General features: G+C 72.1%; 21 protein-coding genes and 3 pseudogenes. 9 read left to right on the top strand and 15 right to left on the bottom strand.

Annotated elements, in window-relative coordinates; genetic code table 11:
* Positions 1 to 66: 66 nt before the first annotated feature.
* The gene (locus B1L11_RS24335; RefSeq protein ID WP_143737504.1) at positions 67 to 1,236 is read right to left on the bottom strand and encodes a mandelate racemase/muconate lactonizing enzyme family protein; all 1,170 of its coding nucleotides are present in this window, start codon (positions 1,234 to 1,236) and stop codon (positions 67 to 69) included.
* A 270-nt stretch (positions 1,237 to 1,506) separates the two neighbouring features.
* On the opposite strand from B1L11_RS24335, the gene B1L11_RS24330 reads away from it, so the two are divergent.
* Complete coding sequence (locus B1L11_RS24330; RefSeq protein ID WP_079316626.1) at positions 1,507 to 2,091, top strand: Dps family protein; 585 nt, start codon at positions 1,507 to 1,509, stop codon at positions 2,089 to 2,091.
* Positions 2,092 to 2,113: 22 nt separating this feature from the next.
* On the opposite strand, the gene B1L11_RS24325 is transcribed toward B1L11_RS24330, so the two are convergent.
* Positions 2,114 to 4,096 carry a phosphocholine-specific phospholipase C gene (locus B1L11_RS24325; RefSeq protein WP_143737503.1) on the bottom strand — a complete coding sequence of 661 codons (1,983 nt, stop codon included), beginning with the start codon at positions 4,094 to 4,096 and terminating at the stop codon, positions 2,114 to 2,116.
* Between the two features lie 83 nt (positions 4,097 to 4,179).
* Between B1L11_RS24325 and B1L11_RS55095 the strand changes: the two are divergent.
* Together B1L11_RS55095 and B1L11_RS48545 are read left to right on the top strand one after the other, a co-directional pair.
* Positions 4,180 to 5,025, top strand: a pseudogene (locus tag B1L11_RS55095) (multicopper oxidase family protein); the annotation flags it as partial.
* A 229-nt stretch (positions 5,026 to 5,254) separates the two neighbouring features.
* On the top strand, positions 5,255 to 5,674 hold the full coding sequence (locus B1L11_RS48545) for a multicopper oxidase domain-containing protein (protein WP_218671274.1): 420 nt from the start codon (positions 5,255 to 5,257) through the stop codon (positions 5,672 to 5,674).
* Between the two features lie 6 nt (positions 5,675 to 5,680).
* On the opposite strand, the gene B1L11_RS24315 is transcribed toward B1L11_RS48545, so the two are convergent.
* Positions 5,681 to 6,832, bottom strand: a complete 1,152-nt coding sequence (locus B1L11_RS24315; protein ID WP_143737502.1) for a helix-turn-helix transcriptional regulator — start codon at positions 6,830 to 6,832, stop codon at positions 5,681 to 5,683.
* Between the two features lie 47 nt (positions 6,833 to 6,879).
* On the opposite strand from B1L11_RS24315, the gene B1L11_RS24310 reads away from it, so the two are divergent.
* Positions 6,880 to 7,986 carry a winged helix DNA-binding domain-containing protein gene (locus B1L11_RS24310; protein WP_256862839.1) on the top strand — a complete coding sequence of 369 codons (1,107 nt, stop codon included), beginning with the start codon at positions 6,880 to 6,882 and terminating at the stop codon, positions 7,984 to 7,986.
* A 27-nt stretch (positions 7,987 to 8,013) separates the two neighbouring features.
* Positions 8,014 to 8,448 (top strand): SRPBCC family protein, encoded by a 435-nt coding sequence (locus tag B1L11_RS24305; RefSeq protein WP_079316624.1) that lies wholly within the window; start codon positions 8,014 to 8,016, stop codon positions 8,446 to 8,448.
* On the opposite strand, the gene B1L11_RS24300 is transcribed toward B1L11_RS24305, so the two are convergent.
* Positions 8,445 to 9,089 (bottom strand): TenA family protein, encoded by a 645-nt coding sequence (locus tag B1L11_RS24300; RefSeq protein WP_079316623.1) that lies wholly within the window; start codon positions 9,087 to 9,089, stop codon positions 8,445 to 8,447. The genes B1L11_RS24305 and B1L11_RS24300 overlap by 4 nt on opposite strands.
* 271 nt (positions 9,090 to 9,360) lie before the next feature.
* On the opposite strand from B1L11_RS24300, the gene B1L11_RS24295 reads away from it, so the two are divergent.
* The gene (locus tag B1L11_RS24295) at positions 9,361 to 10,890 is read left to right on the top strand and encodes an RICIN domain-containing protein (protein ID WP_256862838.1); all 1,530 of its coding nucleotides are present in this window, start codon (positions 9,361 to 9,363) and stop codon (positions 10,888 to 10,890) included.
* 78 nt (positions 10,891 to 10,968) lie between these two features.
* Here B1L11_RS24295 and B1L11_RS24290 read toward each other — a convergent pair whose 3' ends face one another.
* The 3 genes from B1L11_RS24290 to adh form a co-directional block, all read right to left on the bottom strand.
* Positions 10,969 to 11,964, bottom strand: coding sequence for a Fic family protein (locus B1L11_RS24290; protein WP_256862837.1), 996 nt, complete (start codon positions 11,962 to 11,964; stop codon positions 10,969 to 10,971).
* A gap of 147 nt (positions 11,965 to 12,111) precedes the next feature.
* Positions 12,112 to 12,492, bottom strand: a complete 381-nt coding sequence (locus B1L11_RS24285; RefSeq protein WP_079316621.1) for a DUF779 domain-containing protein — start codon at positions 12,490 to 12,492, stop codon at positions 12,112 to 12,114.
* Positions 12,492 to 14,015, bottom strand: coding sequence for an aldehyde dehydrogenase (gene adh / locus B1L11_RS24280; protein WP_079316620.1), 1,524 nt, complete (start codon positions 14,013 to 14,015; stop codon positions 12,492 to 12,494). The genes B1L11_RS24285 and adh overlap by 1 nt, the downstream gene beginning before the upstream one ends.
* A 166-nt stretch (positions 14,016 to 14,181) precedes the next feature.
* Here adh and B1L11_RS24275 point away from each other — a divergent pair, with 166 nt between their 5' ends.
* Together B1L11_RS24275 and B1L11_RS51760 are read left to right on the top strand one after the other, a co-directional pair.
* Entirely contained in the window at positions 14,182 to 15,447 is a 1,266-nt protein-coding gene (locus B1L11_RS24275) for a serine hydrolase (protein ID WP_079316619.1), read from the top strand.
* Positions 15,448 to 15,449: 2 nt separating this feature from the next.
* Positions 15,450 to 17,225, top strand: coding sequence for an NAD(P)/FAD-dependent oxidoreductase (locus tag B1L11_RS51760; RefSeq protein ID WP_256862836.1), 1,776 nt, complete (start codon positions 15,450 to 15,452; stop codon positions 17,223 to 17,225).
* Positions 17,226 to 17,281: 56 nt separating this feature from the next.
* Here the strand turns inward: B1L11_RS51760 and B1L11_RS51755 are convergent.
* From B1L11_RS51755 to B1L11_RS55090, 4 genes and pseudogenes are all read right to left on the bottom strand, one after another.
* Positions 17,282 to 17,491: pseudogene (locus B1L11_RS51755) on the bottom strand (transcriptional regulator); the annotation flags it as partial.
* A 436-nt stretch (positions 17,492 to 17,927) separates the two neighbouring features.
* Entirely contained in the window at positions 17,928 to 18,269 is a 342-nt protein-coding gene (locus tag B1L11_RS24260; RefSeq protein WP_079316618.1) for a hypothetical protein, read from the bottom strand.
* Entirely contained in the window at positions 18,221 to 18,649 is a 429-nt protein-coding gene (locus tag B1L11_RS54130; RefSeq protein WP_079316617.1) for an FAD-dependent monooxygenase, read from the bottom strand. The genes B1L11_RS24260 and B1L11_RS54130 overlap by 49 nt, the downstream gene beginning before the upstream one ends.
* 16 nt (positions 18,650 to 18,665) lie before the next feature.
* A pseudogene (locus tag B1L11_RS55090) lies at positions 18,666 to 18,785 on the bottom strand (hypothetical protein); the annotation flags it as partial.
* A gap of 24 nt (positions 18,786 to 18,809) precedes the next feature.
* Here B1L11_RS55090 and B1L11_RS24250 point away from each other — a divergent pair.
* On the top strand, positions 18,810 to 19,508 hold the full coding sequence (locus tag B1L11_RS24250; RefSeq protein ID WP_079316616.1) for a TetR/AcrR family transcriptional regulator: 699 nt from the start codon (positions 18,810 to 18,812) through the stop codon (positions 19,506 to 19,508).
* 6 nt (positions 19,509 to 19,514) lie between these two features.
* Here B1L11_RS24250 and B1L11_RS24245 read toward each other — a convergent pair whose 3' ends face one another.
* The 4 genes from B1L11_RS24245 to B1L11_RS24230 are packed head-to-tail and all read right to left on the bottom strand — an operon-like array spanning position 19,515 to position 23,789.
* Positions 19,515 to 20,339: an SDR family oxidoreductase gene (locus B1L11_RS24245; protein ID WP_079316615.1), complete on the bottom strand. Its 825-nt coding sequence runs from the start codon at positions 20,337 to 20,339 to the stop codon at positions 19,515 to 19,517.
* Between the two features lie 50 nt (positions 20,340 to 20,389).
* On the bottom strand, positions 20,390 to 21,673 hold the full coding sequence (locus B1L11_RS24240) for a glycosyltransferase (RefSeq protein ID WP_079316614.1): 1,284 nt from the start codon (positions 21,671 to 21,673) through the stop codon (positions 20,390 to 20,392).
* A gap of 5 nt (positions 21,674 to 21,678) precedes the next feature.
* Positions 21,679 to 22,041, bottom strand: a complete 363-nt coding sequence (locus B1L11_RS45555) for a phosphopantetheine-binding protein (protein WP_143737500.1) — start codon at positions 22,039 to 22,041, stop codon at positions 21,679 to 21,681.
* Between the two features lie 47 nt (positions 22,042 to 22,088).
* Positions 22,089 to 23,789, bottom strand: coding sequence for an HAD-IIIC family phosphatase (locus B1L11_RS24230; RefSeq protein ID WP_079316612.1), 1,701 nt, complete (start codon positions 23,787 to 23,789; stop codon positions 22,089 to 22,091).

Below are 23,789 nucleotides of genomic sequence, written 5' to 3'. Positions count from 1 at the left end.
GCCCGGGTTTGTTCGGCCCGGGGCGGCAGGTCGTCCGCCCCGGGCCGCGACCGGCCGGAGCCGCCGTCAGACGCTCCAGTGCGCCGAGGCGAGGGCGCGCACCGCGTCCTCGTCCACCTCGACACCGAGGCCGGGCCCGGTCGGCACCAGAGCGGTGCCGTCGACGACCTCCACCGTGCTCCCCCCGACATAGGCCGAGCGTACGAACTGCCGTCCGTTCAGATCGACGGGGGTGTCGACGCCGAACGCCGCGAACAGGTGCAGCGAGGCGGCGAACCCGAGATCGGTGTCGGTCAGTCCCGACCCCATGATGCGCAGCCCCGCGTCCTCGGCGAGCTGGCACAGCCGCCGCGAGAGCGTCAGCCCGCCCGAACGCTGGACCTTGGCGATGGCGATGTCCACCGCGTCGAGCTTCACGAACGTGGCCAGGTCGGACGGGTGGCGCAGGCTCTCGTCCAGCGCCACCGGCAGCGGGCTGTGGTCACGCAGCCTGCGCAGCCCGGTGACGTCGTTGGCGGGCAGCGGCTGCTCGAACGCCGACACGTCGAATTCCGCGAGCCGGCGCGCCATGCGCAGCGCGGCGTCCACGGTGTAGGCCTGGTTGGCGTCCACCCAGATGGGCGCGTCCGGCGCCGCCTCCCTGACCGCCGCCACGATCGAGACGTCCGTCGCCTCGTCGTGCAGGCCCACCTTCACCTTGTACGCGTGATAGCCCTCGGCCCGCCCCTCCTCGACCGCCTTGCGCACCTCGCCCGGGGCCTGCCCGGCCACGATCCAGCCGAGCCGGATCCGGTCGAGGCGGCGCTGGCCCCAGAGCACGCCGACGGGGACCCCGAGGGCCCGGCCGAGCAGGTCGTGCAGGGCGATGTCGAGCGCGGACTTGGCGATGGGGGAGCCGATCGTCAGGCCCCGGTTGATCACCTTTTCGTAGGCCGCGCAGGCGCCGTCCAGATCCCACGCCGGCCGTCCGACCAATACCGGAGCGAGGTAACGGTGAATGGTCGTCGAGATCGACTCCATGGTCTCGTACGTCCAGGAGGGCGTCGGCGTCGCCTCACCCCAGCCGGTCACGCCGCCGGCCGTCACCTTGACGAGGACACGTTCCGCGGGCTTTCCCGCCGTGGTGACGCTCCCTCCGGAAATGCTGAACGACCTGATGGAGGGCAATTCGACGACGAACGTCTCCACCCGCTCGACGACCAGCGACTCCATGATTCTCCCATCAAATGAATTCATTCGTATTTCCTTGCCGTAATACCCCGAACCTAGTATGTCGGAAATATTTGACCAATCAATGGAATGAATTCCGGCGCCACGCCTTTCCGATCACGGCGCCGCGCCGCGGGCCACCGAGATCACCTCCGGCCGGCCCGCCGCCGATCATGGCCCGTCGCGCCGGGCCGGACGGAGTCGCCGGGCGACAAAGGCCCCAGAAGGGTGTTTAGAGGTCATGGCTGGCGAAAGACTACCTATTGGGCATAAACCGATCGAGCGAGGAGAGACATCTTGAGCGTCAACCCTTCCTCCAGAGTCCGTGAGAGCAGCCAGCCCTGGCTCCACCAGAGGGGCACCGAGATACAGGCGTTCGGTACCGTGCGGGACTTCCCGGTCGGGCTGCCGAGGGAGACGCGCGAGTACTCCTGCCAGCGGCTCAACCAGGTCCTGGCCGACACGCAGATCCTCTACAGCCTGTACAAGAAGCATCACTGGCTCATGCGGGGGCCGACCTTCTACCAGCTTCACCTGCTTCTCGACAAGCATGCGAGCGAGCAGCTGCCGATCATCGACGCGGTCGCCGAACGCATCCAGACCCTCGGCGGCGTCGCGGTCGGCGATCCGCGCCAGGTGGCGGAGATGACCGTGATCCCGCGGCCGCCGGACGGCGTGGAGGAGGTGCCCGCCATGCTGTCCCGGCTCCTGGAGGCGCACGAGACGATCCTGGTCGCCGCGCACGACGCCGCCTCCCGGGCGGACGAGATGGGCGACGACGGCACCAACGACCTGCTCGTCTCCCAGGTCATCCGCACGGGCGAACTGCAGGCGTGGTTCCTCGCAGAGCACCTCGTCGACACGCCGCTCGTGCGCGCCTGACCTGCCTTCCCGGGCCCGGGCGTCACCCCGTGACGCTCGGGCGGCCGTTCTCGACGTGTCCCATCAGCCGCCGGGCGAACCCGTCGTGCCCCGCCACCCCGATCATCAGGTCGTACCAGCCGGTGGGCGCGTGCCACTCCACGCGGGCGGTGTCTCCCGGTGCGATCCCGACCGTACGCGCCGCCCCGCCGTAGGCCAGCGGGGTGACCGACACCTCGGCCGGGAAAGCGCTCCGGTTCGCCACGGCGATCACGACGGCGCGGGCGGCGGCGTCGATCGCGCCGGTCACCTCCACCGGGTCGGCCGTCCCGCCGCGGAACTCCCGGCGGAACCCGTTCGGCCCGACGAGCACCAGGTCGTACGACGGGCAGGGGAAGTAGAGCACCTCCTCCGCCGCGCCGAGCACGTCGAAGTGCATCGGCTTGGCGAGTTCGCCGAGGTAGCCGTACAGGATGAAGTGGGCGGAGGCCGCGCCGGAGTTGCGCATCGCGATCTCCACGGACCGCCCGCGCACGACCGCCTCGGCGTCCGGCTGGTAGGGCAGCGCGCGGGCGGGCCTGACCCCCGGCTCCTGGACCGGCATCCGCTGCTCGGCGGGCACCTGCGGATACCACCGGTCACCGGCGGGAGCCGGCCGGGGCTCGGCGACGGCCGTCACGGGAGGCGGGGGCATGGGGGCGGCGAAGTCGAAGGCGGAGGTGAGGTCGCCCGCCACCCGGCGCCGCCATTCGCCGATGGGCGCCGCGATCCCGAACCGGCGCTCGAGGAACCGTACGGTCGAGGTGTGGTCGAACGTCTCGGAGCAGACGTGGCCGCCCACGCTCCACGGCGACACGACGATCATGGGAACGCGGACGCCGAGGCCCATCGGCCGCCCGCCGACGAACTCCTCCGGAGTGCCGTCGGGCGGCACCGGCGGCGGGACGTGGTCGAAGAAGCCGTCGTTCTCGTCGTAGGTGATGAACAGGGCGGTACGCGCCCAGACCTCGGGATGGGAGCCCAGTGCGTCGAGCAGCTCGTAGACGACCCGTCCGCCCTCCACGGCCGACGACCCCTCGGGGTGCTCGGAGTCGGCCAGCGAGGGCACGACGTACGACACCGCGGGCAGCCGCCCGGCGGCCACGTCGGCGGCGAACCACTCCGCCAGGCCGCCCGCGGGGGCGCGGCGCAGCGCCCGGTCGTAGAGGTCGCGGTCGGCCGGCTCCAGGGCGGCCACCCGCGCCTCCAGCTCCGCCAGCAGCGGCGCCGGGTCCTCCGCCGCCCGGACCTTCTCGTAGAAGGAGCGCATGCTGCCCAGCCCGATCCGGTCCATCACGGCCATGAACGGCCGGAAGAACTCGAGGTTGTTGCACTCGTAGTTGTCCCACTCCTGGTACACCTGCCAGGTGTGCCCGGCCCGCGTCAGCAGCTCGGGCACGGTGCCCCAGTCGTAGCCCGGATGCCCCTCCGCCCCCTCGGACGCGACGTTGTCCAGCGCGCGCTGCCGGGTGCCCGGCTCATAGCCCGTGTAACCCGTCATGTGGTAGTTGCGGTTGGGCGTGGTCGAGGTCAGCAGCGAGCAGTGATAGGCGTCGCAGATCGTGAACGTGTCCGCCAGCTCGTAGTGGAAGGGCAGATCGCGCCGGTCGTAGTAGGCCATCGAGCCGGGCCCCTTGCTGGGCACCCAGGCGTCGTTCCAGCCTATGGCCCAGGCGTTCTGGGTGCCGAGCCAGGTGTGGTCGTGCGTGTCGAGCAGCATCGGGTCCGCCCCCGCCCGCTCGGCCGCCTCCCGTACGGAGAAGGGCAGCACGCCGTCCTGCTCGAAGACCGGCCGCCAGGCCCGGGTGGACACCGCGTTGCGGTCCCCGAACCCCCGCACCCCGCGCATCCGCCCGAAGTAGTGGTCGAACGAGCGGTTCTCCAGCATGACGAAGACGACGTGCTCGACGTCGTCCAGACTCCCCGGCGGGACCGGCCGGGCCAGCGCCCGGAGCAGGGAAGGCGGCAGCGAGGATCCGGCCGGCATGGGCGCCCCTTAAGGAGGAATCACGCGAAACGCCCACAACCTAACAAGGCCTCCCCCGCCCCGGCGATTCAACCCTGGCCGGGATGGATCACTACAGTTTGCTCGCCATGCATCGACGTAGATTCCTCACGATCGCGGCCCTGTCGGGCCTCGCGACCGCCTGTAGCTCCGGTTCGGACTCCACTTCCTCGTCTCGCCCGGCCGCCCTCGATTTCCGCAATCCCCTGCGGGTGCCCCCGCTGCTCCACCCCAAGCCGGGCAGGGACGGCGTACGGCGATTCGAGCTGTCCATGCAGGCGGGTCGGACGCCGATCCTCGCCGGCAAGCAGACGCCCACCTGGGGCTTCAACGGAGGCTTCCTCGGCCCGACCCTGCGCGCCGGCCGCGGCGACAAGGTCCAGATGGCCGTACACAACCGGCTCCCCGAGGTCAGCACCGTGCACTGGCACGGCATGCGCCTGCCGGCCCGGATGGACGGCGGTCCGCACCAGCCCATCGAGCCGGGCGCCGTCTGGACGCCGCACTGGACGATCGACCAGCCCGCCGCCACCTCCTGGTATCACCCGCATCCCCACGGCACCACGGCTCAGCACGTCTACCGGGGCCTGGCCGGGATGTTCATCCTCGACGAGGACCTCGATCTCGACCTGCCCGGCGACTACGGCGTCGACGACTTCCCGCTGATCCTGCAGGACAAGAAGTTCGCGGCCGACGGCTCCTTCGACGGCGACCCGCTGAAGGGCACCTTCGGCATTCTGGGCGACCACATCCTCGTCAACGGCACCTACAACCCCCACCTGACCGTCACCACCGAGCGGGTGCGCTTCCGCGTGCTCAACGGTTCCAACGCCCGGATGTACAACCTGGTCTTCGCCGACAAGCGCCGCTTCCACGTCGTCGCGAACGACGGCGGCCTGCTCGGCGCCCCGGTCGAGGTCGAGACGATCTCCCTCACCCCCGGCGAACGCGCGGAGATCGTCGTGGCGTTCGCTCCCGGGGAGCAGGTGCTGTTGCGCACCGCCGACAACGGCGTCGACATCGGCACGGGCGACTTCGACCTACTGAAGATCGTCGCCGCCGCCGACCTCAAGCCGGCTCCTGCCGTCCCCGCCCGCCTGGCCCCCCTGCACCCCCATCACCGCACCCCCCGGCGCCACGGTGCGGCATTTCAAGCTCAGCGGGCACGACGCCATCAACGGCAAGGGGGTGGACATGGCGCGCATCGACGAGGTCGTGCCCGCCGGGGCCGTCGAGATCTGGGAGATCGAGAACAACGTCTACTCCCACAACTTCCACATCCACGAGGTCGCCTTCCAGGTGCTGGAGGTGGACGGCTCCGCGCCGCCGGCCTACGCCACCGGCTACAAGGACACCGTCTACGTGCCTTCCAAGAGCGTCGTGCGACTCGCGGTCCAGTTCGGCGGCCACACCGACCCCGCCTCGCCGTACATGTACCACTGCCACATCCTCCGCCACGAGGACTCCGGCATGATGGGGCAGTTCGTGATCGTCGAACCAGGCACCGAGAGCCGGGTGAACCGCACCGTCCCCGCCCACACCAGCCACACAGGCCACTGACGCCCGTCAGACGAAGGAGTGCCTGCGCGCTTCCGGAGTGGACGGCAGATGGACGCGGCTCAGCTCGCGCAGGGCCCGGGCGGCCCCGGCACGGCGGGCCAGCGCGAGCGCCCGCCGGGCGAGGTCGGCCGCCTGGTCCCGCTCGTGCGCCTCGGCGTACGCGTGCGCCTTGCGGGCCAGCACGTACGCCGCGAGGTACGCGGGTGTGGCCGGGGCCGGCTCGCCCTCCAGGAGCTCGATGGCGTCGCCCGGCCGGCCGAGGTCGACCAGGCAGCCCGCGCACAGCTCCGCCCGCGTCTCGCCCGGCTCCTCCGAGCACTCCTCAGGGCACTCCTCAAGGCAGCGGTGGCACAGCTCCACCTCGCCCGCCAGCGCGTGCGCCCGGGCCTCGCGCCGCCGGGACAGCGTTCCGACCTCGGCCGACACGCCCGTACGCTCCCGGGCGGCCACGGCCGCCTCGACGATCTCGCCCGGCTCGGCGGCGTCGACCAGCTCGGCCCGCTGGATCAACGCGAAGACCTCGGTGAGGGGGTCGCCGGTCTCGCGCGCCTCGCGGATCGCCCGGTCGGACCAGGCCCGTGCCCCAGGCGCGTCGCCCGCCTCGTGCTCCATCCCGCTGATCAGCTCCGCGTCGCGGGTGGCGAGCGTGAGCAGCGGTCCCCGCGCGGACGGCCGGGCGTCATGGCGGAACGCCTCGATGCCCGCGAAGACGGGCCGCAGCGCCGCCGCGAGATCGGCCGGCCGCGCGTGCGGCACGGCGCAGGCGTCGAGCACGCGCTCGAAGTAGCCGACCGTGCCGGCGTCGGCGCGCCAGGGGCGCTCGATGGCCCGGCCGACCCGTTCCTCCTCCTCTTCGGGGAACAGGCCCGGCACCAGCGGAATGCCGGTCAGGTGGTGCCACAGGGTGGTGCCCGACTGCGGCCCGACGAACAGGTCCGCCTCGTCGACGCCGAACACGCGGCACAGCAGCTCCGCGTGGCCGGGGTCCGGCCGCCGCTCCCCCGCCTCCCATGCGCGCACCGCGTCCGCGGGCAGGCCGGGCTCGGTCTCCCCGGCGGCTTCGGTCAGCCGTTCTTCCAGATCCCGGCGGCTCCACAGGCGTCCGCGGCGCAGCGCCCGCAGCCGTGCGGCCCACAGCGGGACGTCAATGGTGATCATCAGCGGCACCCCCCGGGTTTGTCGGTGCCAGGCGTTATGTTTGCGGCGTGCTGACCCGACGCGAACTCAACCGCGCCTTGCTCGACCGCCAGATGCTGCTGCGCCGCCACGACGCCAAGGCTCTGGCCGCGATCGAGCACCTGGTGGGCATGCAGTCGCAGGCTCCTCTCCCAGCCTACGTCGGCCTGTGGACCCGCCTGCTGGACTTCCGGCACGAGGACCTGGCCGGGCTGCTCACCGACCGCGCGGCCGTACGGATCGCGCTGATGCGCGGCACCATCCACCTGGTCAGCGCCGACGACTGCCTCGCCCTGCGCCCGGTCATGCAGCCGCTCCTCGACCGGTTGCTGCGCACCTCGTACGGCAGGCGGCTGGACGGGGTGGACCTCGGCGAGGTGGCGAACGCCGCCCGCGCCCTGATGGAGGAGCGGCCGCTGAGCTTCGCGGAGCTGGAGGAGCTGCTCGGGCAGCGGTGGCCGGGCCGCGACGCGCTCGCCCAGGCCGTACGCGCGGTCGTGCCGCTGGTGCAGGTCCCGCCGCGTGGCGTGTGGGGCGCCTCGGGCCAGGCGCGGCACGTCCCGGCGGAGTCATGGCTGGGCCGTCCGCTCGGCGACGGCTCGGCCGCCGGCGACATGGTGCTGCGTTACCTGCGCGCCTTCGGACCGGCGTCGGTGAAGGACATGCAGACCTGGTCGGGCCTGACCGGGCTGCGCTCGGTGGTGAAGGGCCTCGACCTGGTCACCTACCGGGACGAGAACGGGGTGGAGCTGTTCGACCTGCCCGGGGCGCCGCTGCCCGGCCCGGACGCCGAGGCGCCGGTGCGGTTCCTGCCCGAGTTCGACAACCTGCTGCTCTCGCACGCCGACCGGACGCGGGTGATGGCCGAGGAGCATCGCCTGCGGGTCTTCACGGTCAACGGGATCATCCGCGCGACGATCCTGGTCGACGGTTTCGTCGCCGGGCTGTGGCGAATCGAACGGGAGCGGATCGAGCGGCGGCGGACCGAGCGGGCCGGGGAGACCGCGGTCCTGGAGATCGAGCCGTTCGCGCCGCTCGGCGCCGCCACCCGCGACGCTCTGGCGGCCGAGGGCGAGCGCCTGCTGGAGTTCGCGGCCGGCGACGCCTCCGCCCGCGACATCCGCTTCCTGGGATAGGACGCTCACCTGGGTAGGACGTACGGGGTGGAGATCCTCTCGGTGGCGGTGGACGCGCAGGCGAGCCCGGAGCGGGTCTTCGCCGTGCTGACCGACTGGCCCCGGCAGCACGAGTGGATGCTGCTGACCCGGGCATGGGTGGTCGCCGGCGACGGCCACAGCAGGGGCAGCAGGCTGGCGGCGGCCACCGGGATCGGCCCGCTGTCGTTCGTGGACACGATGGACGTCACCGGCTGGCGGCCGCCGCACGAGGTGGAGGTCCGCCACACTGGCCGTGTCGTACGCGGCGTCGGGCGGTTCCACGTGCTGCCCCGTCCCGGCGGCGGGAGCAGGATCGTCTGGGAGGAGCACCTCCACGTGCCCCTCGGCCTGGCCGGACGGATCGGCTGGCGGGTCGCCGGGCCGGTGAGCGCGGTCTTCCTGCGCGTGTCCCTGCGCCGCCTCGCCGCCCTGTGTGTCTAGCCGAGCGCCATGTCGAAGAAGCGGCGCTCCAGGGTGGTCGCCCGGCGGAAGACGTCCAGCACCCGGGCCCGGCCGTTCTCGTCGAGGCCGGGGCCGAGCCGGTCGAGCTCGCCGCGCAGGAAACCCACCCACGCCTCGAACTCCGGCCCGCTGTGCAGTTCGATCCACTCCCGGTGGACGAAGCCATCCGGGAGCCCGATGGCCCGCGAGGCCCAGCCGAGGTAGGTCCACTCGGTCACGCACAGCACGGCCAGGATCAGCGGATAGTCCTGGCTGAGGCGCACCTCGTCCATCAGGGCCCGGAACTCGACCGTCACCGGCTCCGGCGGGGCCTGCTCGCCCCCGAGCTCGGCGAGCGCGCGGTGGAAGTAGCTGTGCTCGGTGTCGGCGACGGTCTGCCCGAGGAAGCGGCCCACGGCCACCCGCGCCTCGAAGGTGTCGGCCGCCGCGACCGCGGCGCCGAGCAGCGCCGTGAAGGAGTCCACGAACTGGAAGTCCTGCTCAAGGTAGCGGCGCATGTCGGCGATGCCGTCATGGATACCCGCGGCGAAGGGATGCGTGACCACCGCCGTCCAGTCCGGCTCGCTCGCCGACCGCAGCCACTCGCTGAACGGCGTCTCGGATCCTCGCTCCTCGCTCATGCCACCTCCTCGCCCATCCTTCCCCCGACGGTCCGGCGTGAACGTTTCACGATGATCTCAGAGGACCGCCGTCCGCCTCCACCTGCCCAACCGGGGTGAGCGACGAGGCGGCTCGAAACCGCGCGCGCGAATCCGTTGACCGGCGCTTAACAGGTCCGTAGCGTGTTGTTCCCCCTCATGAATGCTGTTCGCATTGATGAACGCCCCCTTCGCGGGACCAGGAGTCACCCCCTCGGTCAGGGGTCCTGCACGACATGCAAGGAGCTCGGCTTTGAGAACCAGAACCAGAACCGGAGTCGGGGTGATCGGCACCCTCGCCGGGGTCGCCGCCCTGGTCGGCGGCGTGTTCGTCGGCGTCTCCAACGCGGCGCCCAGTGCGGGGCCCAGTGCGGGCGCCTACCGGATCGTGAACGGCGCGAGCGCCCTGTGCCTCACCGTTCCGGGCGGCAGCACCTCCGACGGCGTGCAGCTCACGGTGTCCGGTTGCAACGGCGCGAGCAACCAGACCTGGAACCTCTCGTCCCAGGGCAGCGGCTTCCGCGTGGCCGCCGGCAACAGCGGCAAGTGCGCCGGGGTCGCCGGGGCCTCCACCTCCGCCGGCAAGGCCGTCCAGCAGGAATCGTGCACCGGAGCGTCCTCCCAGACCTGGGAGCTCACCACCTCGGGCTCGAACTACCAGGTGGTCAACGCCAACAGCGACAAGTGCCTGAACACCAAGGACAACTCCACGTCCTCGGGCGCGCTGGTGCAGCAGAACTCCTGCGACTCGGTGTCCACCAAGCAGTGGACCCTCCAGCCGGCCGGTTCCCAGCCGTCGTCCACCCCCACCGTCACGCCGACGAGAAGCCCGTCGCCCACGCCGAGCACCACGCCCACGGGCGGCCCGACCACCCCGCCCACCACGGGGCTGATCGGCTGGGCGACCCAGGGCGGCGGCACGACCGGCGGCGCGGGCGGCGCCACGACGACGGTCACCTCCCTGACCGCGCTCACCACCGCCGTGAAGGGCGACGCCGCGAAGATCGTCCAGGTGAACGGCAACTTCACCTGCTCCGAGGACGTCCGGGTGGGCGGCAACACCACCGTCCTCGGCGTCGGCGCGAACTCCGGGCTGACCGGCTGCGGCCTGAACATCCGTGACGTCAGCAACGTCATCGTGCGCAACATGAAGATCTCGAAGGTCCAGGCCGGCAACGGCAACGGCGACGCGATCCACCTCGACAACGCCAAGCGCGTGTGGCTCGACCACAACGACCTGTCGAGCGACACCGGCCACGGCACGGACTACTACGACGGCCTGCTGGACATCACGCACGGCTCCGACTACGTCACCGTCTCCTGGAGCAAGCTGCACGACCACGTCAAGTGCTCGCTCGTCGGCCACAGCGACGGCAACAGCTCCGAGGACTCCGGGCACCTACGCGTGACGTACCACCACAACGCGTTCCAGACCTGCGCCCAGCGCAACCCGCGGGTGCGCTTCGGCAACCCGGTCCACGTGTTCAACAACTACTACTACAAGGACCCGTCCTACACCGACTACAGCTACGGCATCGCCTCCACCTGCGGCGCCGGTGTGCTCGTCGAGGGCAACTACTTCGAGAACATCGCCGAGCCCACCCACACCGCCGAGGGCTCGTCGCCGGGCGGGTCGATCGTCGCCCGCAACAACTACTTCGTGAACTCCGGCACGCCGCAGACCTCCGGCAGCGTCGCCTCCATCCCGTACTCGTACACGGTGGACAACCCCAGCGGCGTGAAGGCGAACGTCCTCACCAACGCGGGCACCGGCAAGATCTAGCTCCAGACCCACAGGTACCGGCACGTCCCTGTGAAGTCCCGGAGGCCGCGGCCACCCCGCCGCGGCCTCCACCGCGTCTTATCCGCGCCCCGCCGGCCGCTGGTGCTTCGAGGCCCGGTACGCCTCGACCGACTTGCGTGAGGACCTCCAGATCCCATCGGACCCCTGGACGGCCTTGAGGCGGCCACGCTGAGCGGCCTGCCGGAGAGCTGCGAGGCTGAACTCCTCGTCGACGAGCGCCGCCAGTGGAACCAGACGGGCAGGCCCGGCGATGTTCGGGACGATGAACCGGTTGAGATTGTCCTCCATCGCGCGTGCGATCAATTCACCCAGCGCACCGTAGTCGCCGTTGTCCGCTCGCCGCAGGGCCGCAAGGTAGGAGGAACGCTGTCGCTTCAGAATGATGATCGGAGGGTAGCGAAGCCTGACGAGAACGAGATTCACAACGAGACGTCCGGTACGACCATTGCCATCCAGGAAAGGATGGATGCGCTCGAAGCCGTTGTGCAATCTGGCCAGTTCCTCGGGCAGGGGATGTTCAAGCTCGTCACCCGCCTCGATCCGCTTGCCTAGAGCACACACGTCCGCGACCCACTGACCGACCTGTTCTGGCACCAAGGGCCAGGGCGGCGGCGTCATCCCTTCGGAGAAAGGCATGATGTCGTGCTCGCGGAAGTTTCCCGGCCCCTCTCGATCCGTCGCGTCCGGATGTGGCGCTACGTCCCATACCGGAGTCATCGCCGCATGGTGTACCCTCCGGACCTCGTTGATCGTGATGAGGTTTCCGTCGTGCCAGGCATCCGGCTCCAGCGCCTGTCCGTAGACCCACTGCGCCGCCGTGGCATAGCCACGTACCTCGTTGTACTCGCGGAGGGCTTTCGCTCCCACCGCTCTGCCCTGGTCGAGAAGCGCTCGAACCTCACGGAGCACAAGCGTGTTCCCCTCGAGGGCCGTAGAGTGATGAGCCTCTTCATGCCAGATGTCGTCCCAGATCTCCTGGGCCTCCCGGGGGTTGGGCAAGCCGCCGAGCCGGTCGTTGAGTTCGGCGAGCGCCATGTCCAGACGTGCGTACACCGTGGTCCGGCTCGGCCTGCCTCTGCCCGCCACGCGCCACCTCTCGCATTTTTTGATAAGCCCCACCAACAGCTAATTGAACTTATCAAGTCGCCGCTCATCGTGTCGGCCATATCACAGAGGGTGATGGCGGGCGTGGGCTGTTCGTCAGCCGTCGAGGACGTCGCGTTCGGCGTCGGTGAGCAGGCGGGAACGGATCAGGAAACGCACGCCCTCGGGCGCCTCAAGGGAGAAGCCGCTGCCCCGGCCGGGGACGACGTCCACGGTCAGGTGGGTGTGCCGCCAGCGCTCGAACTGACTCGCCGACATCCAGAACGTGACCGGCTCGTCGACGCCCTCGACGGTCAGCGAGGCGAGCAGCACGTCCGAGGAGCCGGTGCGGAACTCGCCCTCCAGGTAGCACATGGGGGCGCTGCCGTCGCAGCAGCCGCCGGACTGGTGGAACATCAGCGGGCCGTGGGCCGCCCGCAGCCGCCGGATGAGGTCGGCGGCCGCGGGGGTGAGGTCCACGCGGGACACCTCGGGCATCAGAAGAAGCCGAGCTTCGAGGGCGAGTAGCTGACCAGCAGGTTCTTGGTCTGCTGGTAGTGGTCGAGCATCATCTTGTGCGTCTCCCTGCCGATGCCCGACTGCTTGTAGCCGCCGAAGGCGGCGTGGGCGGGGTAGGCGTGGTAGCAGTTCGTCCACACACGCCCGGCCTGGATGGCCCGGCCGGCCCGGTACGCCTTGTTGACGTCCCTGGTCCACACGCCCGCCCCGAGGCCGTACAACGTGTCGTTGGCGATCTTGATGGCGTCGTCGAAGTCGGTGAACGAGGTCACCGAGACCACCGGCCCGAAGATCTCCTCCTGGAACACCCGCATGTGGTTGGCGCCCTCGAAGATCGTCGGCTCGACGTAGTAGCCGCCCGACAGCTCGCCGCCCAGGTCGGCGCGGTGCCCGCCGGTGAGCACCTTGGCGCCCTCCTGCCGGCCGATGTCGAGGTAGGACAGGATCTTCTCCAGCTGGTCGTTGGACGCCTGGGCGCCGACCATGGTGGCCTGGTCCAGCGGGTGCCCGCGGACGATCTTCTCCGTACGCTCGACCGCGGCCTCGAGGAACCGCTGGTAGTGGCCCTGCTGGATGAGAGCCCGGGAGGGGCAGGTGCACACCTCCCCCTGGTTGAGCGCGAACATCGTGAAGCCCTCCAGCGCCTTGTCGAAGAACTCGTCGTCGGCGGAGGACACGTCGTCGAAGAAGATGTTGGGGCTCTTGCCGCCGAGCTCCAGCGTGACCGGCTTGATGTTCTCGCTGGCGTACTGCATGATCAGCCGCCCGGTGGTGGTCTCCCCGGTGAACGCCACCTTCGCGACCCGAGCGCTGGAGGCCAGCGGCTTGCCGGCCTCGACGCCGAATCCGTTGACGATGTTGAGGACGCCCGGCGGGAGGAGGTCGGCCACCAGGCTCATCCAGTAGTGGATCGACGCCGGGGTCTGCTCGGCCGGCTTCAGGACCACGGCGTTACCGGCGGCCAGCGCCGGCGCGAGCTTCCAGGCGGCCATGAGAATCGGGAAGTTCCACGGGATGATCTGCGCGACGACGCCGAGCGGCTCGTGGAAGTGGTAGGCGACGGTGTCCGCGTCGATCTCCGACAGGCTGCCCTCCTGGGCCCTGATCGCCCCCGCGAAGTAGCGGAAGTGGTCGATGGCCAGCGGGATGTCGGCGGCCAGCGTCTCCCGGATCGGCTTGCCGTTCTCCCAGGTCTCGGCGACGGCGAGCCGCTCCAGGTTCTGCTCCATGCGGTCGGCGATCCGGTTGAGGATGTTCGCCCGCTCGGTCGTGGACGTACGGCCCCAGGCGGGGGCGGCGCCGTGCGCGGCGTCCAGCGCGCGCTCGACGTCCTCGGCCGTGCCGCGCGCGACCTCGGTGAAGGTCTGACCGGTCACCGGCGTGGGGTTCTCGAAGTACTGCCCCCGCTGCGGCGGGACGTACTCGCCGCCGATCCAGTGGTCGTAACGCTGCTCGTACGCCATGAGGGCGTCCGGCTGTCCCGGCGCGGCGTAACGGGTCATGAGATGGACCTCCCGGACAGGGTGTGGGTCTGACGCCCCGGACGTTAGTCGCGGGCACGTTGCCGACACGTTGCGTCCGTGTTCCAGACGCTTCGCACACAGCCTCAGGGCAGCACCGTCAAAGCAGCGGTCATGAGCGGTCAAATCTCCCCTAAAATCACGCGACATGACTTCGGAAACGTTTTCCGTCTCCCGCAGGGCCGCCCTGCGCCTGCTGGCGGGCGGCGCGACGGCCGGGCTGGCCACCGGGCTGCCCGCGTCCCCGGCGAGCGCGGCGGCCCGCGTGTGGAGCGTCACCGGCCGCAGCGCGACGTCGCTCAAGCCCTTCGACGACACGCTGAAGCGCTTCATGCAGGCGCGGACGATCCCGCACGCGTCCCTGGCCGTGGTCCGCAAGGGCAAGCTCGTGCTCGCGAGGGGCTACAACTGGACGGCGGACACCTCGTTCGCGGCCGGCCCCACCTCGCTGTTCCGCGTCGCGAGCCTGAGCAAGCCGGTCACCGCCGCCGCGGTGCTGAAGCTGGCGCAGGACGGCAAGCTCAGCCTCTCGGCCAAGGTCGCGCCGCTGCTGGGGCTGAGCACGACCGCCGACCCGCGCCTCGCCAACGTCACCGTGACCCACCTGCTGCAGCACCTCGGCGGGTGGGATCTCGACGTGTCGGGCGATCCGATGTTCAGCGACAGGGCGATCGCGGCCGCACTCGGCGTCCCGCTGCCGGTCACCCAGGCGCACATCATCAAATACACCACCGGCCGCAAGCTCGACCACGCCCCCGGGACGACGTACGCGTACTCGAACTACGGATACCTCCTCCTGCAGAAGATCATCGAGAAGGCGAGCGGGGTCTCGTACGCGAGCTACGTCCAGAGCAAGGTGCTGACACCCCTCAAGATCAAGCGGATGGTGCTCGGCAGGACCGCGAAGAGCCTCCGCAGATCGGGCGAGGTGCCGTACTTCTCCCAGTACACCGGCAAGAGCGTGATCGACACCTCCAACTCCGTGGTGCCCTTCCCGTACGGCGGGTTCAACCTCGAGAACATGGCCGCCCACGGCGGATGGCTCGCCACAGCCGTCGACCTGGCCAAGTTCACCACCCTCTTCGACGCGGCCGGCGTGCTGACCTCGGCGTCGATCTCCAAGGCGTTCACCAAGCCGTCGATCGGAATCAACTCCGACGGCTGGTACTACGGCCTCGGCTGGCAGGTCCGCCCGGTCACCGGAGGCCGCAACACCTGGCACACGGGGTCGCTGGCCGGCACCTCCACGCTCATGGTCCGGCGTTACGACGGGCTGAGCTGGGTGGTGCTGTTCGACCAGCGCGACGACGCCTCGGGGCTGAACTACGGGGACATCGACTCCCTTCTCCACACCGCCGCGAACTCGGTGAAGTCCTGGCCCACCACCAACCTCTTCTCCACGTACGGTCTGTAAATGTGAGCGACGTCTGGGACCTGGTGGTGGTCGGCGCCGGGCCGGCGGGCTCGGCCGCCGCGCTGCGGGCCAGGCAGCTCGACCCCGGCCGCCGGGTGCTGCTGCTCGACCGGGCGGCCTTCCCGCGTGACAAGGCCTGCGGCGACGGCATCGCGGCGCACGCACGGCAGGAGCTCGCGCGGCTCGGGCTGCCCGGCCTGCTCGACGACCACCGGCCGACGCCGCGGCTGTCGGTGACGTCGCCCGGCGGAGCCCGCGTCTCGGCCGTCGTCGCGCGGCCCAACCACGTGGTCCCCCGCCGGGTCTTCGACGCCCGGCTGGTCGAGGCGGCGCGGGCGCGGGGCGTGGAGGTCCGCCGCCACCGGGTGCGTACGCTGACCGCCCTCGGCGAGCACGTCGTGATCGACGGCCATCTGGTCGCCCGCACGGTCGTCGCCGCCGACGGCGCCAACTCGGCCGTACGGCGGCTGATCGGCGTCCCGCCGAGCCCGGACCGGCACACCGCCATCGCGGTACGCGGGTACGCCGACGTGCCGCCGGACGACGACGAGCAGGTCATCGTCATGCAGAGCGAGGCCTGGCCGGCGTATGCCTGGTCGTTCCCGGTGGGCGACGGCACGGCCAACGTGGGCTACGGTCTGCTGCTGCCCATGCTGAGAGAAGACGGCCGGCCGGGGCGCGAGATCCTGCACGGGCGGTTGGCCCGGCTCCTGCCCCTGCTGGGCGAGATCAGGTCGCCCGTCCGCGACCTGCGGGCCCATCACCTGCCGCTGTCGAGCGGGCGGCCGGTGCCGGGGGCGGGCCGGGTGCTGCTGGCGGGCGACGCGGCGAGCCTCGTCAACCCGCTGACCGGCGAAGGCATCTACTACGCGCTGCTGTCGGGGCGGCTGGCCGCCGAGGCGGCGATCGGTTCGCCGGACGACCCGCTACGGGCCTACCGGCACGGGCTGCGCCGGGCGCTCGGGCGGCACCGCGCACCACCGACGCGCTCCGCCTGGCCGCCCGCTCCCCCGGCTTCATCGACGCGGCGATCGCCGTCGCCGCCCGCCGCACCGAGGTGTTCGACCTGCTCGTCGACGTGGGGCTCGGGGCGGGCACCGTACCGCCCCGCCTGGCGGCGGCGGTCGCCCTCCGCTGGCTCACGAATCTCACCTGAACGGCAGGCCGTACTCCGCGTCGAGGTCCCGCACCCGCCGGGCGGCCCGCGCCCCGGGCCGGGGATCCGGCGGGCAGCGCGGCCAGCAGCGCCTGCCAGGCGACGATGTCGTCCCTCCCCCCACGGCGTGCGCGTCCACCGTTCGAGCAGCGCGGGGGTCGCGCCGGGGCCACCAGCAGGTCGCGTACGCGTCGTCCAGCAGGCGGCGCTGCCAGACGACGCCGGGCGCGTCGGAGCCGGGCAGGAGCGGCCCCCCGATAGGCCCCGCAGCGCGCGCCGGCGTCGGCGGCGGCCAGGTGCTCGGCGAGCTCCTGGAAGTCGGCCCGCACCGGCACCCGCAACCGGTACGGACGGGAGTCGAGCAGCGGGCGAGCCGATGACGCAGCCGGGACAGCTCCGCGCGGAGCGTGACGGGGTTCAGCATGCGGTCGCCGTACAGCTCCGCGCTGAGCTGGTCGCTGCCCAGGCCCTCGGGATGGCAGGCCAGCAGCACGACGATCTCGCTGTGCCGGGGGCCCAGCCTGATGCGGCGCGGCCCTCGCTGAGCACGGCGTCGTCCCGGCCCAGGGCCGTGAGCGTCACGGCGGGCGCGAGCGCCGGAGCCGGAAGTGTCGCGAGGTGAGCCTCGGCCGCGCGGGCCGCCGCCTGCACGAGGGCCAGGCTGTACGGGCTGGCCAGGTTGTCGCCGCCGGTGACGTCGACCGCGCCGAGCAGGCGGCCGGTGTGCGGGTCGTGGATCGGCGCGGCGGCGCAGGTCCACGGCTGCACCGGTACGGCGAAGTGCTCGGCCGCGAAGATCTGCACCGGATGGTCGACCGTGAGCGCGACGCCGGGGGCGTTGGTGCCCGCGTGGGACTCGTCCCACCGGGCTCCGGCCACGAAGTTCATCCGCTCGGCCCGCGCCCGCGCCCCGCGATGCCCCTCGACCCACAGCAGCCGGCCGGCCGCGTCGCACACCGCGAGCAGATGCCGCCCGTCGTCGGCGATGCCGCCCAGCAGGTCGCGGAACAGCGGCAGCACCTGGACCAGCGGGTGCGCGTTGCGATACTCCTCGAGTTCGGCGTCGGTGAGTTCCAGCGGCGCGAGCGCGTCCGGGTCCACGGCCCGGGCCGAGCGCCGCCACGAGTCGGCGACGAGGGAACGTACCGGTCCGTCGATCGCCCCGGCCGACAGGAAGCGCTCATGGGCGCGGCGCAGCTCACCCGTGCGCTCCGCCGCGTCGGCCCCGGACTCAAGCGCGAGCCATGGATTGGTCACGGCGCCCTCACTCTCCGCGTCTTCAGGCGCCATCGTCACCCACGCCCGGGCCGCGCGACAAGGCCCCTCAGCCACCGAGCCCTTTCAGCCCGAGCCCTCTCAGCCCGAGCCACCGCGTGAACGGGTCCGCGGGCGGCTCGCCGGCCCACGCGACGTACCCGTCCGGGCGGACGAGCATGTCCGGGCCTGGGAGCACGGTGAGACGGTCGGCGAAGCCCTCGGCGCGCGCGGCGAGCCCGGGGTCCCGCGTGACGAGCAGGAAGCGGGCGGTGCGGCAGTGGCCCGCGAGGAGGCTGCCGTCGTCGAGCACGAGATCGGGCGCCACGCGGCCGCGCAGCCGCCCGACACCGGAGATCTGCTTCATGACGTACGTCGCGCCGGGCACGGTGTCGAGCAGGTCGGCGACCACGGCCCGCAGCGCCGCCGTGCGGGCGTCGGGACGCCCGAGCGCGGGCTAGGCGTCGCCCATCCGCGTACGGTGGCGGCGAGCTTCCAGCCGAGGTTCATCGCGTCGCCGATGCCGAGGTTGAGGCCCTGTCCGCCCGCAGGCGAATGGATGTGCGCGGCGTCGCCCGCCAGCAGCACCCGGCCCGCCCGGTAGGTGGCGGCCTGCCGGGTGGCGTCGGTGTACCTGGTGCCGGTGCGCACCGAGACGATGCCGGGGTCGATCCCCGCGACCCGGCGCAGGCAGCCGGCGATCTCCTCCGCGGTGACCGGCGCGCTCCTGTCGGCGGGCGGAGAGCCGTACTCCACGATGTGGAGCCGCCCCGGGCTCGGTCTCCCGCTCAAGGACCAGCACCGACACCCCGCCCAGCCGCAGCTCGCGGGCGAGCGTCAGCCCGACCGGGCCCGCCCCCGCCACCACCACGTCGACGTCCACGATCACCCCTAAAACTAGGGAACACTGTTCGCAGTTGCCGATCATAGACTACTGCGTACACTGTTCGCAATGGAGTCGATCTGGAACCGTCCGGCGCGGGCCGCCCGCGGGCCCCGCCCCGCGCACAGCAGGGACGACATCGCGAGGGCGGCGGTGGCGGTCGCGGACGCGGAGGGGCTCGACGCCGTGTCCATGCGCAGGGTCGCGGCGGAGCTGGGCACCGGCACGACCTCGCTCTACCGCTATCTGTCCAGCAAGGACGACCTGATCGACCTGATGGTGGACGCCGTGCTGAGCGAGCACGCGCCGCCGGAGCCCACCGGGGAGTGGCGCGCGGACCTGCGCGAACTCGCCGAGCGGACGCGCGCGCTCATGCTGCGCCGTCCCTGGTTTCCGGCCGCCGCGGCGGCGCGGCCCGGTCTCGGCCCGGGCAGTCTGCGCTGGCTGGAGGCGTGGCTGCGCGCGGTCGACGGGCTCGGCCTCGGCCCCGACGCGATGCTGGCCGCCGTGAGCACGATCCAGATCTTCGTGCACGGTTCGGTGGCGTACGAGGTCGCGCAGCGGGCCGCCGGTTACGACGCGAAGACGTGGCTGACCGCCCAGGGCGCGTACGGCGACTCGATCATCGCCTCGGGCGCCCACCCCACGCTGATCCGAATCATGGTGGAGGCCGAGGGACCGCACCGTGCCGACCAGAACGAGAGGCTCTTCGCGTACGGACTGCGGCAGGTGCTCGACGGCCTGGCCGCCGCCCTCCCCGAAGCGTGACGGGCGTCAGGCGCTCGCCCAGATGTCCTTGTCGATGTCGCCGGCGGCCTGCGGGCCCATCAGGCCGAGCCCGCCGTCCACGAACAGCGACGCGCCGGTGACGTACGACGCGGTCGGCCCGGCCAGGAAGGCGATGACGGCGGCGACCTCGCGGGCGTCGCCCGGACGGCCGAGCGGGTAGCCGGGCCGGGTGTCGGGCCGGGGCGGCTGGTCCTCCTGCCCGGTCATGGGAGTCGCGATCTCCCCGGGGGCCACGGTGTTGACCGTGATGCCGTGCCTGGCCAGCTCCATCGCGAGCGTGCGGCTGAGCATCCGCAGGCCGCCCTTGGCCGCGCAGTAGGGCCCGGCGCCGAGACGGGGGTACTCCTCGTGGACGCTGGTCACGTTGACGATCCGGCCGCCTGCGCCGCGTTCGATCATCCGGCGGGCGGCCCGCTGCGAGCACAGGAACGGCCCGTCGAGGTCGACCGCGAGGACCGACCGCCACCGGTCGTAGTCGATCTCCAGCAGCGGCTCGGCCGTGCCGGTGCCGGCGTTGTTCACCAGCACGCCGAGGCCGCCCAGCTCGTCGGCGAGCTCGTCGATCACGGCCGCCGCGGCCACCGGGTCGGTCAGGTCGTGCCGCCGCACCGCGGCCCGGCGGCCCCGCACCTCTACCTGCTCCGCGGTCTCCCGCGCGCCCTTCTCGTCCCGGTGATAGGTGACGCCGACGTCGAAGCCCTGGGCGGCGAGCGTCACCGCGGTCGCCCGCCCGATCCCCGAGTCGCCCCCGGTGACGATCGCCACCTTGTCGTAGTCGAAGCGCGAGATCGGCGCCACCGTGCCGCCCATGGGTCCCCCTCCGTCGGTACGGCAACTCGGCGTACCCGGGAGTCCCTCCTTCACACGCCCCGGCGGGCGCGCGCCATGGCGGCCAGGCGGGTGCGCTGCTCCGGGGTGAGACGCGCAAGCCGCTCGCGCGGATCCGGCCGCGTCATGACCGCGTCGGTGCCGATCAGCGCCTCGGCGTGCTCGGCCACGACGCGCACGGCGTTCCCCGACGCGGCGTCGGCCGCGAGCGCCGCGATCCGCTCCCGATATCCGCCGTCGGCCGCGGAGTCCAGGGCCCGGACCAGCAGGGCGGCCGCCCGGTCCTCGTCCCAGCGCGACACCGGCAGCCACTCCGCGACACCCGCGCGGTCCAGCCGCTCGGCGTTGTCCGGACGGTCGACGCCGTGCGCGAGCAGCACCTGCGGGGTAGCCGACGACAGCGCCCTGGCGAGCGTGCCGATCCCGCCGTGATGGACGACCGCGGCGACATGGGGCATGACCGAGGCGAACGGCGCCGAGGGCACCCACTCCACCCCGTCGGGCAGCGACTCGGGAAGGAACGACGGGTGCCGGTTCACCAGCAGGGCCTTCCTTCCGATCCGCCGGCACGCCCGGGCCGCCACGTCGTAGAACCGATCGTGCAGCACCTGCCCGGTGCCACCGGTGATCAGCACGGGCGGCTCGGCCCAGTCGGGGACCGGCCCCTCCGCCGTGTCCCCGAGCACGAACCCGCAGCGGACGACGTGCTGCGGCGCCGGCTGGCCCGCCGCGTCGAACCATTCCGGCCACAGCGCGAGCTGGGTCTTGACGCTCGTCAGGTAGGCGGCCCAGTCGCGGACCGGGCGCAGGCCGAACGCCCGGAAGACCTCGTCGTACCCCTGCCCGAGCACGCGCCGGAAGAGGTTCCCGAGCACCGGCAGCGATACGTACTGGTGGGGCGTGACGGACACCAGCGCCACCGGGACCCCGCGCAGCTCGGCGGCCATCAGCGCGGCGATGCCCGAGGTGTGCCGGGCGACCACCACCGTCTCCCCCGGCCGGTAGTGCGCCTCGATCATGCGGACCTCGTCGGCGAGCAGCTCGAACAGGCCGTTGCGCCGGTAGAGCGCGAGCACGCCGTCGGGGTCTTTCAGCGGATCGAGCATGTAGCGCCTGGCGTCGTCCAGGTGCCGGTCGTAGCCCTCCGCCGTGTCGATCGGCAGGTGCCGGAGACCCGCGGCCTCGATCCGGTCGGCGAACCAGGAGTGCGTCATCACGATGACCTCGTGGCCGCGCTCCGCCAGCTCGCGCCCGATCCGTACGAACGGGAGCACGTCGCCGTTGGTGCCGTGGGTGCTCAGCAGCATCGTGGCCATGCGGATCAGCCGTTCCCGGAGTCGAGCAGCGCGTCGATCTCCTCGTCCGACAGGCCCGCGAGCTCGTCGAGCAGCCCGGCCAGCTCCTCCTCGTCGGTGTCGGCGAGCTGCCGCTCCTCGATCGCCTTGGCGACCTCTGCGACGGTGAACGAGGTGGTGTAGAGCGTGTCGAAGGGCAGCTCGACGCCGAACTCCGCACGCACCCGCGCCATGAACTGCACCAGCCGCAGCGAGTGGCCGCCCAATTGGAAGAAGCCGTCGCTCACCGAGGCCGGCGCCGCGTCGAGCAGCTCGGCCCACATCCGCATGACGGTCGCCTCGACGGGGCTCGCTCCGGCCACCTCCGCCACGGGGCGGGCGGCCCGCATGGCGTCGAGGATCGCGTCGACGCCGGTCAGCCGGGTCGCGATCCGTTCTACGGCCGCCCAGCCCGCGGGAGCGGCCGCCGGTTCGGTGGCCTGTGTGGTCCCGGTGGTCCGGGCGGGCCCCGCTGCCCTCTCCTCAGCAGGGCCCGGCGCGTGGACGACGGCCGCCGCGTCGCCCGCGTCGAGGACGTACCAGGCCGCCTCCTCGCCGTACGGCTCCACCGTGGCGGGCAGGGCGGCGAGGAAGTCCCTGGCCGGTCGGTTGCGCTCGGTCGCCCGGAAGGCCAGGCGACCCGGGCCAGTCCGCGCTCCCGCGCGAGCGCCCCCAGGTGCGCGAGCATGCGGTGCTCCACCCCGCGCCCGAGCGCCCGGCAGCTCAGCAGGAACGCGCCGGCGCGCAGCGTGTCCCCCTCCGTCCGTACGTCGGTGAGGCCGACGACGCCGTAGTCCCCGAAGCGGTCCCGGACGTCCACGACGAACTTCTCGTCGCCGTCCAGGCGACGCGCCCCGGAGAGGTTGAACTGGTTGGTCCGCTCGGCGAGCTGAGCGGCCCGGGCCTCGTGCTCGGGACCGGCCGGAGTGATGGTCACCCGCAGATCGAGCGTGGCGAAGAAGTCGGCGAGGGACATATCGCCCCTGGCCTGCTCGCGCCGCCTTTCCTCCTGGTAGCGCCGGGTGCGCTCGCGGTCGGCCTCGGTGACCGCGGCCAGGTCGAGGGGCCAGCAGTGCCGCAGGAAGGCGGCCGCCTCCGCGGCGCCGGCCGGGAGCCGGAGGGTCAGCACCTCGGGGCAGCCGGCCCGGACCTCGGCGCACTCGACCGGGCTGTCGTCGAGGAAGACGAAGGAGTCGAGCCCGAGGTCGAGCTCGGCGGCGAGCGCGCGCAGCGCCTGCGACTTGGCCTCCCACCCGACGCGCATCGCGGCGACGTCGTCCAGGCCGACCGGCAGCTCCGGATGCCGCGCGAACACCTCGCGGACGTCCTTCTCCTCGTTCTTGCTGCACAGGCACAGCAGCCTGCCCGCGGCGACCTGGCGGGCCAGCTCCCGCCAGATCTCCATCCGCTCGGGGCCGATGACCACGCCGTCGGGGCCGTCCTCGCCGACCACGCCGTCCCAGAGCGTGCCGTCGCAGTCCACGACGACGACCTTGGGACGCGGGGTGGTCATGGCGTGCAGGCGGCGGGTGACCGCGGCGGCCAGCGCGGCGAAGTAGCGGTCGGTGTAGGGCACGTTGCCGGTCCGGTCGGCGAAGGCGTCGTGGACGGCCTCCGGCGCCGGCTCGTACGGCTCGGCGGAGGCGAGCACGCAGACCGCCCGATCGCCCTCGAACGCCTGGACCAGCCGGGACGTGAGGCGCCCGTGGGCCTCGGGCGAGCCGTGCTCGGGCGAGGGAGGACAGACGACGAGCACGTGGGGCCTGCCGGACGCGCGGGCCGAGGTCCGCAGCGCGGCGGCGAGGTCGGTGGCCACGGCCTCCACCTCGCCGAGCCCGTCCCGCCCGGCGGCCGAATCCCCGGCAACCAGGTCCTCGGCAACCAGGTCCTCGGCCCGGACCAGCACGACGGCGGCCTCGGCCCGGCCGAGCACGCTGCCCGGATCGAGGAGCGAGGGGAAGACCTGGCCGTACGGAGCGAAGGCGACGTCCTTCTCGGCGTCTCCCTCGACGTCCAGTTCCGCGAGCCAGAACCGCAGGGCGTCCCCGAGCGGCTCGGCGGTGAAGGTCGCGGCGACCCCGAGCCCGATCTTGTTCAC

Source organism: Microbispora sp. GKU 823 (genome assembly GCF_002027145.1).
GTDB lineage: Bacteria > Actinomycetota > Actinomycetes > Streptosporangiales > Streptosporangiaceae > Microbispora > Microbispora siamensis.
This window is presented reverse-complemented; position numbering and strand designations above follow the sequence as displayed.

Coding starts and splice junctions, on each gene's coding strand:
- B1L11_RS24285 (WP_079316621.1), bottom strand. CDS start 12,492: ATGCCCGAGGTGTCCCGCGTGGACCTCACCCCCGCGGCCGCCGACCTC.
- B1L11_RS24275 (WP_079316619.1), top strand. CDS start 14,182: ATGACTTCGGAAACGTTTTCCGTCTCCCGCAGGGCCGCCCTGCGCCTG.
- B1L11_RS24315 (WP_143737502.1), bottom strand. CDS start 6,832: ATGATCACCATTGACGTCCCGCTGTGGGCCGCACGGCTGCGGGCGCTG.
- B1L11_RS24335 (WP_143737504.1), bottom strand. CDS start 1,236: ATGAATTCATTTGATGGGAGAATCATGGAGTCGCTGGTCGTCGAGCGG.
- adh (WP_079316620.1), bottom strand. CDS start 14,015: ATGACCCGTTACGCCGCGCCGGGACAGCCGGACGCCCTCATGGCGTAC.
- B1L11_RS24300 (WP_079316623.1), bottom strand. CDS start 9,089: ATGAGCGAGGAGCGAGGATCCGAGACGCCGTTCAGCGAGTGGCTGCGG.
- B1L11_RS24245 (WP_079316615.1), bottom strand. CDS start 20,339: ATGGGCGGCACGGTGGCGCCGATCTCGCGCTTCGACTACGACAAGGTG.
- B1L11_RS45555 (WP_143737500.1), bottom strand. CDS start 22,041: ATGCGGGCCGCCCGCCCCGTGGCGGAGGTGGCCGGAGCGAGCCCCGTC.
- B1L11_RS24240 (WP_079316614.1), bottom strand. CDS start 21,673: ATGGCCACGATGCTGCTGAGCACCCACGGCACCAACGGCGACGTGCTC.
- B1L11_RS24250 (WP_079316616.1), top strand. CDS start 18,810: ATGGAGTCGATCTGGAACCGTCCGGCGCGGGCCGCCCGCGGGCCCCGC.
- B1L11_RS24325 (WP_143737503.1), bottom strand. CDS start 4,096: ATGCCGGCCGGATCCTCGCTGCCGCCTTCCCTGCTCCGGGCGCTGGCC.